Consider the following 15,125-nt stretch of genomic DNA (forward strand, 5'->3'; position numbering starts at 1 on the left):
CCTTTGCTTATCGTCGCTATTTTAACAATATTATAACACATGCTATAGGCCGTTCGAGGGAAAACCCCCGTCAGTTTTGAGGAGAAAGAAGTATAATTGTTCGTCGGATGTACAACTATGAGGGAGAACAGTATGATAAAACAAAATTGAAAGCGGTTTATGATTATGGATGATATCGGGGGGACATACGTTGGAATTAACACAAATGACGAGTGAACGGCTCATCTTATTTGATGTCGGTCTCTCGACGAAAGAAGCAGTGATTCGCGCTCTTGTCGATGTTCTTTTTGAAAACGGTGTCTTATCTTCGAAAGAGGCGTTCCTTCAGGCCGTCATGGAAAGGGAGGCAATTTCTCCAACCGGACTGGAAAAAGGGCTGGCGATTCCGCACGGAAAATCCAAAGCGGTCAATCGAGCGGCCTTTGCCATTGCGCGCTTATCTTCCCCTATTAAGGATTGGGAAAGCATTGATCCTCATAATGAAGTACAGCTTGTGTTCTTGCTTGCGATTCCGGAAGCAGAGGCGGGGACGACGCACTTAAATGTATTATCGGAATTAAGCTTGCGTTTGATGGATGAGGGTTACCTGCGGCGCTTGATGGAGGCCAAAAGCGCTGAGGAATTGCTTCTGGCGCTAGATGAGACAGGGACAAGCGGGGGAGACCAAAATGTCACGTATCAAAAAACAGTTTTGGCCATTACAGCCTGTGCTACTGGGATTGCGCATACGTATATGGCAGCCGAGGCGTTGGAGAAAGCTGGGCGTGAGCTCGGAGTCCGTGTATTGACAGAAAAGCAAGGAGCTAACGGAATTCAAGACGAGCTGACGGCAGATGTCATTGCACAAGCCGATGGGGTCATTTTTGCCACGGATATTGCGCCGAAACGCAAGGAGCGTTTCGCTGGGAAGCCGTACGTGCAAACGAGGGTAGCGGAACCGTTAAAGCATGCAAAACAGATCATCCATAAAGTGCTTCACCAGCCGGATGGGATTGTCACCGCTTCCGAGGAGGAAACGATGCAAACAGGCAATGGGAAAAAAGCCGGGCTCTTGTCAGAAATGGCACAGGCGGTGTTAACCGGCATCTCGTATATGCTTCCGGTCATTGTCGCGGCTGGTTTAATGATTGGCATTGCGAAGCTAGGCTCGATGCCGTTTGGTTTAGTCAACGAAATTAACGATGTGAAGTATGCGACCCATTCGAATGAGTGGTTTGTCATTTTGCATCATTTAGATAAGTTTGGCGGAATGATCTTCAAGTTCATGTATCCCGTATTCGCTGCGTTCGTCGCTTATGCGATTGCTGACCGTGTCGGATTGGTATCTGGATTCATTGGCGGTGCGTTTGCGGCTGGATTGCATTACACGTTTTGGGGAGTGGAAAACGGGATCCCGTCTGGATTTTTTGGTGCCTTGATTCTCGGATTGGCGGCTGGATATGTTTCTCGATTCCTCAATAACCATATTCGGTTAAATAAAAATTTCCAAGCAGTGAAGCCGATGCTGATCATTCCGGCCATCAGTGTGTTGTCTGTTTTCTTCCTGAACTTTTATATTGTCGATCCTGTGTTTGGTGGGTTAAATGCGTGGCTGCGTCAGCTCATTGAGTCCGCCCAAGACTCAGGTGAGCTCACTCTGTCCGCCATCATTGCAGCGGCGACGGCATTTGATTTAGGCGGACCGATTAATAAAGCAGCTGGGGCGATTGCCATTGGTTTGGCGGCAGATCAAATTTTCCCTCTTACGCCGCGGGTGTTGGCGATTGTGATCCCGCCGATCGGCTTAGGATTGGCGACGGTTCTTGATAAATATATCGTCGGCCGCCGTGTGTTCGATGAGAATTTGCGCATTGCTGGGAACACGGCATTAGTTCTTGGATTTATCGCGATTAGTGAGGGCGCGATTCCGTTTATGCTTTGGAACCCGCTCATTACGATTCCAGTCAATATTGTCGGTTCGATTTTAGGAGCATGTACAGCCGTCTATTTAGGTGCGGTTCAATGGTTGCCGCTTCCGGCGTTTTGGGGCTGGCCGTTTGTTGAGAATTTATGGGCTTATTTGACGGGATTGGCTGTAGGGGCATTGTTTATCGCTCTCGTCAATATCTTTATCCGATTGGCGTTATTGAAAAGAGCAGGGCAATAAAACAAGGTTGACAACAGCATAAGGTTATGGGGTGACATGCCCATAGCCTTATGCTTTTTCATCCTCTTATTGGAGAAGTGGTAGATCAAGAAGACAACTGGTGAGCTTGGATTTTGATAAGGAGGCGTCAACAAGGTGAAGAACAAACGCGTGCATGTCGTGCCCCATTCCCATTGGGATCGAGAGTGGTATTTTTCCATCGAGGATTCGAATATTTTGCTTGTTGAAAATATCGATCATCTTCTCAATGTGTTGGAACGGGATGAAACGTATTCTGCCTATGTGTTTGACGGACAGTCTTCCATCGTGGAAGAGTATTTGAACATTCGCCCAGAGAACCGGGAGCGGATGAAAAAACTGATTGAGCAGCGGAGGCTTTTTATCGGGCCTTGGTATACGCAGACGGATTCGCTTCTTGTCCACAAAGAGTCAATGATTCGAAACTTGCTTTACGGAACGAAAATAGCCCAAAGCATGGGTCATAGCATGGAAATCGGTTATTTACCAGATATCTTTGGACAAAACGGCTATTTGCCTTCCATTTTTCGCGGCTTTGGGCTTGAATTTAGCATTTTGCAACGAGGAGTTTACACAGAGCAGTTAAATGGGGATGTCAATTTTATTTGGAAATCTCCTGATGGGCAGTCGGTGAAGGCTAATCACCTTTATTTCGGCTACGGCCCGGGAAAATTTTTATCATCTGATCAGGAGTATGTAGAGAATCGACTGATTCCGATCATTGAAAAGTTAGAGGAAGTGAACGAGCACTGTGATCATTTGTTATTGCCTGCCGGTGGGGATCAGGTACTTGTGCGCGAGCATTTTCCCGAGACCGTCGCTCAGTTAAATCGTATCGATCCAAAGCGGGAATACGTGTTATCCGATTACGAGACGTTTATGAAGGAGGCTTGGGCGGGCGAGCCGTTTCCAAATATGATTGAAGGAGAATTGCTGGCGTCGCAACGGTCACGCATCCACCATACGATTCGTTCGCAACGGTACGATATTAAGCAGAAAAATGCCATCATTGAACATAAGCTTTTACATGTGCTTGAACCACTTGCGGTGATTGGGCAAGCGTTAGGGTTGCCGTATCCGAAAAGATGGCTCGATCAAATGTGGAAGCAGTTGTTTGACGTTCACGCCCATGACAGCATTGGCGGCTGCAACTCGGACGAAACGAATCGAGATATTGTTCACCGCCTTGAGAAATTAGAACGAATGGCAGACGGTCTTGTGAATCTATTGAAAAAACGAATCACTTATGCGATTAGCCGCCAGACGGGGAACGAAAATATTTACGTTACTTTTAACCTGTTGCCACGTCCGTTTTCCGGACTGATTGATGGCGTGATATTTACAAAAGACCCACACTTCCAACTGGTGACCAACGATGGGAAAGGCGTTCCGGCGGAAATCGTTGAGCAACACTATTTGCCGGGCGGAAAACAAATTGTGGTGACCGCAGAGGGAGAAAAAGAGATCGACGTACAAGGATACTATCGAACAGTTGTGCGTCTGCAAGTTGACCATGTGCCAGCGCTGGGCTATTGCACATACCAGGTGATTGAGGGAACGGAAGGCTGTGAAAAGCGAATCCTCGATCAAGAGACTCGGATTGAAAACGAATATTTGGCACTGTCCTATGAACAAGGGACATTGCGGTTGCACCATCAACCATCCGGTGAGACGGTGACGAATTTTATCCGTTTTGAAAATACAGGGGATGCGGGTGATTCATACGACTACTCTCCGCTTGAAGGAGATAAACCGATTTATCTGGAAAAAGCGGAGCTTCTCTCTGTCGAAAAAGGGCCTTTGACAGAAAAGATGGTTGTTCGGCACATTGGAGTGCTCCCTTCTTGTTTATCGGAGCGGGAGAAAGGGGAGTGTTCAAGTAAACTGGAAATCATCACCTCTTTTGAATTGAGAAAAGGGGAAGAAATCATCCGTGTTTGTCACCAGCTAGAGAATCAAGCGGAAGATCATCGGCTTCGCGTGTTGTTAACCGCTCCGGTGGCCGGTGCTAAGACATCATTTGCGGATCAAGCTTTCAGTTTAGTAGAGCGTCCTGTGGAGAGTAAGTATTTAACTAATTGGCGTGAGAAACGATTTGCTGAAGCCCCTGTGCCGATTTATCCACTTGAGAATGCGGCTGGGCTTTATGATGACCGCTTCGTGTTTGCGGCGTTGACCAAAGGCATGAAAGAGTATGAAGTACTGACGGAAACAAACGAGCTAGCGTTCACATTATTCCGCAGTGTCGGTGTGCTTGGCAAAGATGATTTGCTTTGGCGTCCGGGCCGTGCCTCAGGCATTAATAACAAAGTTGTGTATACGCCTGATGCGCAAATGAAAAAGAAGATGGATTTTGAATATGCGATATACATGGCCAACGAGACGCTGAACCCAGCGAAAATTTTTGCGCATATTGACCTATATCGTGGCCATTTTGCTTCTTATCAAAGACAGCAGCTCAATACATTTGAAGAGCGGTTGGAACGGTTCGAGATCCCGTACCCGATCGAGCAAGCACCGGAATCGTTTTCTTTGCTAGAAGTGGATCGGGAAGATGTGTTTATGAGTGTGTGCAAACAGGCATACGATGATTCGTCCATTATCGTTCGTTTCTTTAACCCGACATCCGAAAGAAAGACGGTGATGGTAAAAAGCAACCACATAAAAGAAATCGAAGAAACTAATTTAGCTGAAGAAACCATTCGGACGATCGAAGGGCCGTTTGTTGTCGATGGAAAAGGGTATATGACATTGAAATTGAAGGGGACGAACATGTCATGAGGAAACAAACTATATTGCCGCAGCTAGAGGAAAAGCTGAAAACCATATATGGCGAGCAATACAATGACGAGTATTTGATGGCTTTTCAAGCGCTCATTGAGCGATGGGAGAACAAACAATGGCCAACCAGTGCCTCGCTCTCCGAAGAAAATGTATATTTGATCACGTACGGAGACAGTATTTTCGAAGACGGAACGCCAACGCTAGAAACATTGCATACATTTTTAAAGACACAAGTCGGGAACTGGATTACAGATGTCCATTTACTCCCCATGTTTCCGTATACGTCAGATGATGGTTTTTCTGTGGTCGATTACCGCCGCATTCATCCGCGGCTTGGCGACTGGGAGCACATTGAACAATTGGCGGAAGACTATAGATTGATGTTTGACTTTGTAGCCAACCACATTTCGAAGTCAAGCGATTGGTTTCAAAAGTATTTGCAAGGCGATCCAACTTATGAACGGTATTTTATTCAGAGGGATCCATCATTTGATACAAGTCAGGTCATCCGCCCGCGTACTACACCGCTGTTTCACGACTATCCAGGAACGAACAATACAAAGACGGTGTGGACAACGTTTAGCGAAGACCAAATTGATCTCAATTATCGCCATTTTCCTGTTTTGCTTGAGATGACTGATATTTTGCTAGAGTATGCATATAAACACGGGACAAGCATTCGCTTAGACGCGATCGGTTTTATATGGAAGGAATCAGGGACGACTTGCATGCATTTACCGCAGGCTCATGCCATCATTCAGTTGTGGCGTCTGCTTCTCGATTATTTCAAACCAAATACGCAAATCATTACCGAAACAAACGTGCCGCATCATGAAAACATTAGCTATTTTGGAGATGGGACAAACGAGGCCCATATGGTGTATCAGTTCGCCCTTCCACCGCTTGTGTTATACACGTTTACCGTTCATTGTGCGACAAAATTAACGGAGTGGGCGAAGACGATTGAAAAAATATCTGATCAAGCGACGTACTTTAATTTCTTGGCAAGCCATGATGGCATTGGAATGCGTCCCGTTGAGGGGATTTTAAGTGAACAAGAGAAGGAGATGCTTGTCCAAAAAGTGTTGCAAAACGGGGGAAGGGTCTCCTATAAAGCAAACACGGACGGAAGTCAGTCGGTGTACGAGTTAAATATTACGTACTTTGATGCATTAATCAATAAGGACGTGGATGTGACCGAACAGCAGCAAGTTCAAAAAATGTTAGCTGCGCATTCCATTTTATTCTCGATGATGGGGGTTCCGGCTCTGTATTATCACTCGTTGCTTGGTTCTCGCAACGATTACCACGGCCTTGCCGAGTCAGGCATTCACCGTCGGATCAACCGCGAAAAACTTCCGTATGCCCGAATTATCGACGAATTGGCCAACAATGAGCGGCGAAACGCCATCTTTAACGGGCTGAAACAAATGGTCGAGATTCGCCGCCAACAATCAGCGTTTTCTCCATATGCCCCGCAAACCGTTCTTGAATTGGATGATCGTGTATTTGGGCTAAAACGGGAGAATGAGAAGACGAAGGAAGTTGTGTATTGTGTCGTCAATGTGACCCCCGACGATGTCACCATCGAGACAGATATCAGCGGGGAGGATTTGTTCACAGGGAAAAAAGTGTACAAGTCTCTCGCTTTGTCGCCATACCAATACGTATGGGTCAAGGTGGATCGATGATTACTCGCAGTCGGTTGGAAAGAGCGGGGAACTGGATTCCTTATAGAAAAAGTGACCCGTTACGGAGTTTGACCAATCGTTTCAAGGAAGCTTTATCATCAGCTTCCCATGATCCAAATCGGTCGGGTGTGTATATGGTATGTAGTGTAAAAAGGGTGTCTCGCTGTTTTTGAGACACCCTCTAAGCATTGAATAGAGCATCGAGGACCTCTTCCAAATGAGGGGGATCATCATCCCATTCGATTAACATGGTATCTTCATCGTAAGCAGGTTCATAACCTATGATGACTTTAGAAATATCGTATTTCATCTTCAAATTCATTAAATAATCCACTAACTTTGCAAATCTTAATTTCACCTCATTTTTGTCAGCAACGAATAGTTCACTTTCAGGAAAGTTAAAGACAATATCGCCATATTCCTCGTCAAAAGAAAAAACAATGACTACATTTTTTAGCGAAATTCCTAACGGCAGTTGTTCCAGAACAACATGACCGGTTCCTTTCGGTGATAGTAACTCTTTTATGTTTTTTACTTCAGAAAATTCGATGTCGCGTTGTAAGTTTGGATCATAAAAATGTGATGATTGAATGTGTAGTTTTGTCAACTGGAGTTCTTCATAGATGAGAGCTTCAAGTTTTTCTTTCTTAAAAATCGGATAATATAATTTCTACATTCTCCATTACCATTTCCCCTTTATTGGTCAATAAACCCTTTAAATGTTCCGCCAAGATTTGAACGCACTCCCCGTCCATCAGCAAGCTTTTTCTCTAGGAATTCGTTTACCCTATGAAATTCTCCTGGGGCATCTAGTATTTCCTAAAGATGTTTGATTGCCATTTGATTCATCTGTTCAGGTCCCTCTTTTACTTTTCCTAAAATCTTCTTGCATGTTTCTGCAAAGCATGGGCTACTATCGTTTCCCCACCTTTTCTATCCACGGTAGTTGTCTCTATGATTTTAGTCTTATCAACTTTAACAAAATGACTAGAACCCTTTTCTATGATCTCCTCCCCAACCTTCTTAATCTTAGGGAGAGATGTATTTTTCCCTTCATTGATCCCTATCTTGGATGTCCGGCTAACTCCCGCATACGCTGGTTGCCATGCGACGGATGCGACACTTTCCACGAACTCATTCCATTGTTTCCTGAACAGGCGGATGGTTTCCGTCAACGGTGCTTTGATGACTTGATGGTAAATCGTTTGGAAGATTTACCATCGCGCATGACATGTTTCACTTTCGACAGGGGAGAAGTGGTGTGGAGCACCTTCGCTCCCTTGGTCGCTGCTTTTCCTGCCATGCCGACTCCTTTTGCGGGAGGAGCAATCGACGCAATCAATATTCCTCCTGCCAACAGCCGATCACCAAACGATAGGCGCTCTCCAATGACTGGGTCGTACTCCCCGAATATGTGTTGCAAGTCGTACCAACCAATCAGGTCTAAGTGGAATTCCTTCATGTTATCGGACGACGTTTGGTCTGCTTGACGCATCGCTGCGGCGGTGCGATACAATAGCTCTTTCTTCATAACGCTGCAGCCAATAAACGAGTTCGTCCCGCAGCGCTTTGATGGCAGGAGTGCTGACGCCAGGAAGGTTCATGGCGAGAGAAGAAAGTTCCCACGACAGCGTCGTCCGCGTGCGTCTTCCGCATCAGGAATATGCTTCGCCACCGTTTCTAATTCATTTGGCTTCAACTGAATCATTGCTTGCACTGCTCCTTCATGGTCGCGGTCTCACCGTTCATCCGCCGAATGCCTTCCTTCGCCAGCTCCTTTGCCCTCCATTTCTTTGGATCCGCTCAGCATGTTGTCTCATCTCTCTACTCATGATTACCATAAATAGTATCAAAGTCCAAAATCATACAGATTGTTATTTTGATAACATTTATTGGCTAGTTCCCTGGTTATATTTCCTGCTGTTTTCACAAAGCCCTTGGTTAGAATCAATGTGCCAACAAACCATTCACCTAGTCGGGGCATTCGCTCGTTTGGCTCATAGCGGGCACCTTCACAAAAGCGTTTTTGTTTGCTTTCTGCTTGTAGAACAAGCAGGCGGAGAGCAGGACATTGTTTGAGGAAAAATGGTTGGTTTGTAAAATCAGAGAAAGGTAGAGTTGTGGTTTCGTTCATGGATAGAAAAAGTGGAGCGTGATGAGGATAGAGAACATCGCTCGTCATTGTTGATATTGAAGGGTGCAGTCCTCCGATCAATGGTGAGCGAGGAGTCGCGCTTTTGACGCGTTTTGCAGTGTTCAGGTGTTCACCGTGAAAATCGAACGACTGAGACTGGCTGTTGCCTGGCTTTCTCTTGTACAAGCTTCTATGGGAAGGGAATAGGCTCTTTGATGCTATTGGATGAGTGGTTGATCGTTGTCCATTTCTTTTACCAAGTCAGCGACGGGTATTTGAGGAGAAGAATCGAATGGTCTTTGAGAAGAAATACGACGGTGTCGATGCGTCGTTTGGAAGCAGTGGTTTTATCAGTGGAAGTCCGTAATGTATACATCGGGCTCTTGATTCTGTCACAATGCGCTGAGCGATTTGAGCAAAATGTCTTTGGCATGGTACCAAGAATCCCGACCGCCATCGTCTCAATTTCTACCGCTTGCTGGATCGGTTGTCATCTGCTATCACGATTAGAAACACGGTGTCCGTTCGCTAGAGACGAATGGCGGCCTTATGAATATTGAAACTTCGTTAAAAGAAGACTTCTCGCGTAGGCGATTAGGTGCTTTCGGTTGTCCTCACGGCCGGATGAACACTTCCGTTCCGTTTGGGACGATGGAAGCGAGTTCGAGCACGTCTTTGTTGTGCATGCGGATGCACCCTCTCGATACGTATTTACCGATGGAGGACGGGTCGTTCGTACCGTGAATGCCATAATGGATTTTAGATAAGCTGAGCCACATCGCGCCGAACGGACCGCCCGGGTTGGGTTGGCGGTTGACGATGACAAAATCACCGACAGGCGTGGCGGTAACCATTTTGCCGACACCAACGGGGTAGGTGCGGATTGTTCTTCCTCTATCTTTCAATATGAGTTGTCGGCGGCTGATAGATATATGGATTGTGTACGGAATCGATCCTTTTGCCGGAAGGTGAGGGATGATGATCTCTTGTCCAGGGAAGATGATGGATGAGGCGGTGAGACCGTTGGCGCGAAGCAGCGCCTCCACTGATGTGCGGTAGTCTCTGGCGATGGAAGAGATCGTTTCCCCGCGTTTGACAATATGTTTGTACATGGGCTGTCACTCCTTTGTTCGCTCGACGGAGAAACCCGTTCGGGTGCATGATACATTAATGTATGAGAAAATCCTAGAAAGGTTGCCAAACGAATGAGGAAACCGTTCTCTTCGCTAGAGTAGTGGTGAAAATCCGTTTTTTTCCTTCCAACGATCGTTCTTGAACAAAAAGAAACATAGCGAATGAATGAAGAGAGCGATAACGATCACCAGGCGGTGATGCGCTTCGCTCGTATATGTGGATGTTTTGAGTGGAAAAAAATGATGCTGGCTTCCCTTCAAGACCGTATGGAGTAGTAAAAGCTCATGACGAATCGTAAGGGAATAAGATGCTCCATTTCCCGTTCTCCTTGGCGACAAATACGTCTTGATGGAGTTCAAACACGCCAAAAGTGCTATGGAATGTCTGGATGACACGGATACGGTAGACATCTTGTAACGGTTTGTGTTCACCTGACATCGACCACGAAGCCAAGTGTTCCGCCTCGTCAAGGCGGTACTCAAACGTCTCGACGTCGAAGTCTTGCATAAAGACATGGGCGCGGCGTTGAATGTAAACATCTTTTGGAAATTTCTTTTTCATTTGTGGATGAAACAGTTCCCACGAGCTGCCGAAGTCCCCCGCCTGTTCGTAGCGGTAAAATGCCTTAACGACTTGTTTGGCTTCATGGCGTTCGTTGGATAGAAACAATGACAGCACAACAGCGAGCAAGGCGACGGCGGTAAGGATGGTTACTCCCGTCTGTGCGGAGATCGTTTTTTGGCGGTAGCGTGGAACCATCGGTTTTCTCTCCTCTCTACTATTACCATATGCCGAGTCGGCGGCGGATATGGGTTGTTTGGCTGTTTTTGGAGAAGCGGGGAACAGTTTGGTTAGTTGCGGCTGTATTTTTAGTCAAAAAATCGATTCGGATGTAGTAAAATAAATGGAAGAAGTAATGGTGGAACAAAAAGCGTCCGAACCCTTATGACGAGGGGGCGTTCGCAAGCATGAGGGTGGATAGACGGAGCGTAAATCGGCTCCGTTTTTCCTTTGGCATTCCACCGAGAACACAGCTCTAGGAGAGGTCGAGGGTGATGCGGAAATCATACATTTATGCGCTGCTGGTTGGGATCATGGTCGCTTGGGGATTGAACGTGACGGCGTTGAAAATTCTTGTTGAGCACTTTTCCCCGGTGACCTTGACGGCGCTAAGGATTTTCACGGCTGGTGTAGTCGTGCTTTTGTTTTTATGGGGGATTGGACGGCTCGGAAAAGTCGGCTGGAAAGAAGCGAAACAGATCGGCTTGGCCGCTATGTTTAGTGTCGTTGCTCACCACTTTTTCCTTGCAGTGGGGCTGACGAGAACGACGGCGGTCAATGCGGGTCTAGTTTTAGGGATGGTGCCGCTTGTCACGGCGCTGTTGGCGATGGTGTTTTTAGGCCAGCGCCCGACGATGTTTCGGCTCCTTGGCATCACGCTCGGGTTTTTTGGCGTTATGTTTGTCGTTGCGAACGGCAACGGTGGCCTTGGTCATTTGTCGGTCGGCGATGTATACGTGTTTTTGGCCGTCTTGGCGCAAGGGATTAGCTTTATTATGATCAAAAAGGCGACGGTCGACGCGCGCGTCATGACGGGGTGGATGCTTATCTTTGGGTCGCTTTGGCTGTTTGTCCTAGGTTTGGTGCTTGAGCCCCGTGGTTTGTCCAGTTTGAAGGAGGGCACACCGTTGCTTTGGACGATTTTCCTCGCTTCGGCCGTCGTGGCGACAGCGCTGGGCCATATGTTTTACAACCAAGCCGTTCAACATCTCGGTCCGGCTGAGTCGGCGGTGTTTATCAACCTCAATCCGTTCTTTTCGCTGCTTGGGGCGCATTGGTTGCTCGACGAGCCCGTTTCGTGGGCGCAAGGGCTAGGCTTTGTGCTGATCGTGGCAGGTGTCGTTCTCGGCAGCGGAGGAATGGATGACGTAAGCGCCCGCTTTCGCCGTACGAATGTCGCGACAAGAGGCGGGAGAAAGGCGGGGATGTGGTAACGCGTTCTCCCGCTTCGGTGTAATGTGTTCAGAGGGAAAAGCAACAAGAATGGATGCGAGGGTCACGGAGTAGAAAAGGGGTTGTCGCCTCTTGAATGGGGGCGACTTTTTTTGTGCCATAGGCAGGGGGCTTCATGAGAGCGACGGGGAAATACGATAGTGACCACTCACAATCAGTCATTTTGCGGAATTTATGTTTCTCTTTCGCCCAGATACGCATGAGCATATCGATTTTACGCATTTGAGGACGTGCAGAACAAGAAAAAACGGTAAATGGTGATGAAAGGAGCAGCAAACGATTCATGAATTGACGGGATTGCCTGTGAATGGATGAAATCCGACGCCTGCAACTGAAGAGGAGTGAATCGCTAACGTTCGGCAAACCGGCAGGGCCAAAGAGAGCCCCGCCCTAACGCTTTGGTTTCGCCGCTGTCGATTCCCGTTTGATGAGTTTCGTCGATAATAACACTTCCTGAAATGGTTCGTCCGGATTGTCCCACCGCCACCGTAACAATTCCACGGCTCGTTTGCCGTATCGCTTCAGATCGATGTCGACGGTTGTAATTTTCGGCGTGGCGATTTGCGATAGTTGTCCGTTATCAAAGCTACAGACGGAGACATCGCCAGGTACGTTCAGGCCGTATTGTTGGAGGCTGGTGCTGACGAAAAAGCCTAATCCGTCATTGACGCAAAACCAGGCGGTTGGTTGCTGCTTTAGCTCTCGTATGTAGTTGGCGATCGCTGTTTCGTCCTCTTGTGCGTGGCAAAATATCCATTCCTCGTTCGGTTTCACCCCGTAATCTTTCAACGCCAATAAATACCCTTCATACCGTTCTTGATAGCTCGGTGAATAGTGAATGTCGCCGACAAACGCAATATCGGTATGGTTGAGCTCCAACAAATGCTGGACAGCGATGTAGGCGCCGAATCGATTGTTTGTCAGCACCGCATCAGCGGAAATGTTCGGATGATGGTGATCGACAAGGACGGTCGGGATGCCGGTTGAGACCACTTTTTGGATGTATTCGGTGCTGATATGGGAAAGAATGATGACGCCGTCAACGAGCTTTTCCTCGATGAACGAAGGCAACAGACGTTGTTGTTTTTGTTGCTCGTTGACCGACTGAATGTGTAGCTTCATGCCATGTGATAGCGCTTCCTGTTCGATGCTCAAGTAAATTTCGCCGAAAAATTTCAGCGAAAATGCGCGGTCTGAAGCGATGAGGGCGATTTGCTTCGGCGGCTCCTCGCGATGTTTCGAGCGAGAGGAGGGATATTCATACCCCATTTCTTTCGCGACACGCTTTACAAGCTGCCTCGTTTCTTCGCTCACCCCTTCTTTGCCTCGCAGCGCTTGAGAGACGGAGTTTTTAGAAATGTTGAGCCGATCAGCGATGTCTTGCATGGTGACCCGTTTTTTCATTCGCTATCTCCACCTGTTCACTCTTTTTGCCTTTTCGGCTATTTGAAGTGCGATAAGGATGACGATTGTCATCGCTTTCCTATCCCTGATTATAGGTCGGAATATCCAAAACGATTTCTGTTTTTGCTTTTTCTTCGTTCCATTATACCTCCTTGTGAAACTGAACGGTATTCAAAACATCGGAAAAGTATATACAGGATGTCATTGTAACGTTACAAAATGAAGTTGTCAAGTTTGTTAGTCATGAAAAATATCATTATTTTTTTGCTTTTTTCCGAAAAATAAGTTGACTATTCGGTTTCATCGTGAAATAATGTGTTTGTAATGTATAAAAATATAGTTACAAAGATTGTTTTTTAGTTGACAAGATTGTCTGCCTTAGTGATCTGTCAGGGAAAGGAGAGACATTGTCCAAATCAATTGTTTGTGTAAGCGTTTTAATCATCTGCTCATTCATATAAGGGGGGAATAAACGATGAAAAAGCGCAAGTGGTTTAAGCTCGTTTCGGTGTTACTTGCCGCTGTGGTGATCGGAACGGGCTGCCAAGGACAAGCAGGAAATGAGCAAGGAGAGGGGAAGCAAAGTTCAACCGTGCAGATTGATTTTTGGGCAGCGCCGAACCCGACGCAACAAGCGTTCTGGAAGAAGATGGCCGACCGCTATATGGAAGAGCATAAACATGTGAAAATCAAAGTATCGCCGATGCCGGAAAGCCCTTCTTCGGAGGCGGGCATTCAGTCCGCCATTGCTGCAGGAAACGCACCGGTCCTTTCGGAAAACATCTCGCGTGGTTTTGCCGCGCAATTGGCGGAAAGCCGGGCGATTGTGCCCATGGATCAATTTGACGGATTTGACGATTTACTTCGCAAGCGGCAAATGGAAACGACGATTTCCACTTGGAAATTTGCTGATGGACATCAGTATGTACTGCCGATTTACTCGAACGCCATGCTGTTTGGTTGGCGAATCGATCTATTGAAAGAGTTAGGATATAACGAGCCACCGAAAACATATAGCGAAGTCCTTGAGGTCGGCAAAAAGCTAAAAGAAAAATATCCAGACAAGTTTTTGTGGGCGAGAGCCGATTTGGCCAAACCGACATGGTGGGCAAGATGGTTTGACTTCTTTATGCTGTATAACGCCGCGTCGAATGGAACGCATTTTATTGATGGGAATAAACTGAGCGCGGATCGCGACGCGGGAGTAAAAACACTTCAATTCTTTGCGGATTTAAGTAAAAATCAACTAGTACTGACGAGGGAGACGAAAGATCCGTTTGAAAACGGCACGTCGGTGATGGTCGATTTAGGACCATGGACGTTCCCTTATTGGGCGGAGAAGTTTCCGGAAATGAAATTTAACGAAACATACGTTTTATCCATGCCGCCGGTGCCGGATGGAATGGATCCAGCGCAAGCAAAAACGTTTGCCGATACAAAAGGGCTAGTCATTTACGCTTCAGCGACGAAAGAGCAACAACAAGCCGCGTTCGATTTCGTCAAATGGGTGTACTCTGACCCACAAAACGATTTGGAATGGCTGAAAGAGACGAATTTGCCGCCAGCGCGGGATGATTTGTCAACGAACGAGGCGTTTGTCTCCTATTTTGAGGAAAATCCGCAGTTGAAACTGTATGCGGAAAATATCCCGAATGCGTTGCCGCCGATGGATAATGCCCAAATGGTTGAAATTCAAGAATTGATCGGCAAACAAGCGTTGAACCCCGTTGTTAAAGGGGAGAAAACCCCTGAAAAAGCTTGGAAGGATATGGAGAAAGCGATCGATGGGGTGTTAAAGTAA

Annotated in this window: 11 protein-coding genes; 6 read left to right on the top strand and 5 right to left on the bottom strand. The window is 46.9% G+C overall.

The features are described from left to right. Window positions 1–190: 190 nt before the first annotated feature. From DSM465_RS0109145 to DSM465_RS0109155, 3 genes are all read left to right on the top strand, one after another. Window positions 191–2,146, top strand: a complete 1,956-nt coding sequence (locus DSM465_RS0109145) for a fructose-specific PTS transporter subunit EIIC (protein ID WP_029761183.1) — start codon at window positions 191–193, stop codon at window positions 2,144–2,146. A 135-nt stretch (window positions 2,147–2,281) separates the two neighbouring features. Further along, entirely contained in the window at window positions 2,282–4,945 is a 2,664-nt protein-coding gene (locus tag DSM465_RS0109150) for a glycoside hydrolase family 38 N-terminal domain-containing protein (RefSeq protein ID WP_029761184.1), read from the top strand. Then, window positions 4,942–6,639 (top strand): sugar phosphorylase, encoded by a 1,698-nt coding sequence (locus DSM465_RS0109155; protein WP_029761185.1) that lies wholly within the window; start codon window positions 4,942–4,944, stop codon window positions 6,637–6,639. The genes DSM465_RS0109150 and DSM465_RS0109155 overlap by 4 nt, the downstream gene beginning before the upstream one ends. Before the next feature lie 181 nt (window positions 6,640–6,820). Here the strand turns inward: DSM465_RS0109155 and DSM465_RS18255 are convergent, their stop codons facing one another. After that, window positions 6,821–7,246 carry a hypothetical protein gene (locus DSM465_RS18255; RefSeq protein ID WP_369814093.1) on the bottom strand — a complete coding sequence of 142 codons (426 nt, stop codon included), beginning with the start codon at window positions 7,244–7,246 and terminating at the stop codon, window positions 6,821–6,823. A gap of 564 nt (window positions 7,247–7,810) precedes the next feature. Continuing rightward, window positions 7,811–8,170: a pre-toxin TG domain-containing protein gene (locus DSM465_RS20255; protein ID WP_029761186.1), complete on the bottom strand. Its 360-nt coding sequence runs from the start codon at window positions 8,168–8,170 to the stop codon at window positions 7,811–7,813. A 41-nt stretch (window positions 8,171–8,211) separates the two neighbouring features. On the opposite strand from DSM465_RS20255, the gene DSM465_RS20260 reads away from it, so the two are divergent. Beyond that, window positions 8,212–8,718, top strand: coding sequence for a hypothetical protein (locus tag DSM465_RS20260; protein ID WP_394359147.1), 507 nt, complete (start codon window positions 8,212–8,214; stop codon window positions 8,716–8,718). 669 nt (window positions 8,719–9,387) lie between these two features. Here the strand turns inward: DSM465_RS20260 and DSM465_RS0109180 are convergent. Then, window positions 9,388–9,885 carry a L,D-transpeptidase family protein gene (locus DSM465_RS0109180; protein WP_008881357.1) on the bottom strand — a complete coding sequence of 166 codons (498 nt, stop codon included), beginning with the start codon at window positions 9,883–9,885 and terminating at the stop codon, window positions 9,388–9,390. Window positions 9,886–10,189: 304 nt separating this feature from the next. After that, complete coding sequence (locus tag DSM465_RS0109190; protein ID WP_029761188.1) at window positions 10,190–10,666, bottom strand: hypothetical protein; 477 nt, start codon at window positions 10,664–10,666, stop codon at window positions 10,190–10,192. Between the two features lie 296 nt (window positions 10,667–10,962). Here DSM465_RS0109190 and DSM465_RS0109195 point away from each other — a divergent pair, with 296 nt between their 5' ends. Further along, window positions 10,963–11,901 (top strand): DMT family transporter, encoded by a 939-nt coding sequence (locus DSM465_RS0109195; RefSeq protein WP_029761189.1) that lies wholly within the window; start codon window positions 10,963–10,965, stop codon window positions 11,899–11,901. Between the two features lie 409 nt (window positions 11,902–12,310). Here the strand turns inward: DSM465_RS0109195 and DSM465_RS0109200 are convergent, their stop codons facing one another. Next, window positions 12,311–13,324, bottom strand: a complete 1,014-nt coding sequence (locus DSM465_RS0109200; RefSeq protein ID WP_008881354.1) for a LacI family DNA-binding transcriptional regulator — start codon at window positions 13,322–13,324, stop codon at window positions 12,311–12,313. 475 nt (window positions 13,325–13,799) lie between these two features. Between DSM465_RS0109200 and DSM465_RS0109205 the strand changes: the two genes are divergently transcribed. After that, window positions 13,800–15,125, top strand: a complete 1,326-nt coding sequence (locus DSM465_RS0109205; RefSeq protein WP_029761190.1) for an extracellular solute-binding protein — start codon at window positions 13,800–13,802, stop codon at window positions 15,123–15,125.

The organism is Geobacillus thermodenitrificans subsp. thermodenitrificans DSM 465 (assembly GCF_000496575.1).
Taxonomy (GTDB): domain Bacteria; phylum Bacillota; class Bacilli; order Bacillales; family Anoxybacillaceae; genus Geobacillus; species Geobacillus thermodenitrificans.

Bases quoted from the DNA above. Each gene is read 5' to 3' on its own strand.
- DSM465_RS0109200 (WP_008881354.1), bottom strand. From the start codon at position 13,324: ATGAAAAAACGGGTCACCATGCAAGACATCGCTGATCGGCTCAACATT.
- DSM465_RS20260 (WP_394359147.1), top strand. From the start codon at position 8,212: ATGGCAGGAGTGCTGACGCCAGGAAGGTTCATGGCGAGAGAAGAAAGT.
- DSM465_RS20255 (WP_029761186.1), bottom strand. From the start codon at position 8,170: ATGAAGAAAGAGCTATTGTATCGCACCGCCGCAGCGATGCGTCAAGCA.
- DSM465_RS0109205 (WP_029761190.1), top strand. From the start codon at position 13,800: ATGAAAAAGCGCAAGTGGTTTAAGCTCGTTTCGGTGTTACTTGCCGCT.
- DSM465_RS0109190 (WP_029761188.1), bottom strand. From the start codon at position 10,666: ATGGTTCCACGCTACCGCCAAAAAACGATCTCCGCACAGACGGGAGTA.
- DSM465_RS0109155 (WP_029761185.1), top strand. From the start codon at position 4,942: ATGAGGAAACAAACTATATTGCCGCAGCTAGAGGAAAAGCTGAAAACC.
- DSM465_RS0109195 (WP_029761189.1), top strand. From the start codon at position 10,963: ATGCGGAAATCATACATTTATGCGCTGCTGGTTGGGATCATGGTCGCT.
- DSM465_RS0109180 (WP_008881357.1), bottom strand. From the start codon at position 9,885: ATGTACAAACATATTGTCAAACGCGGGGAAACGATCTCTTCCATCGCC.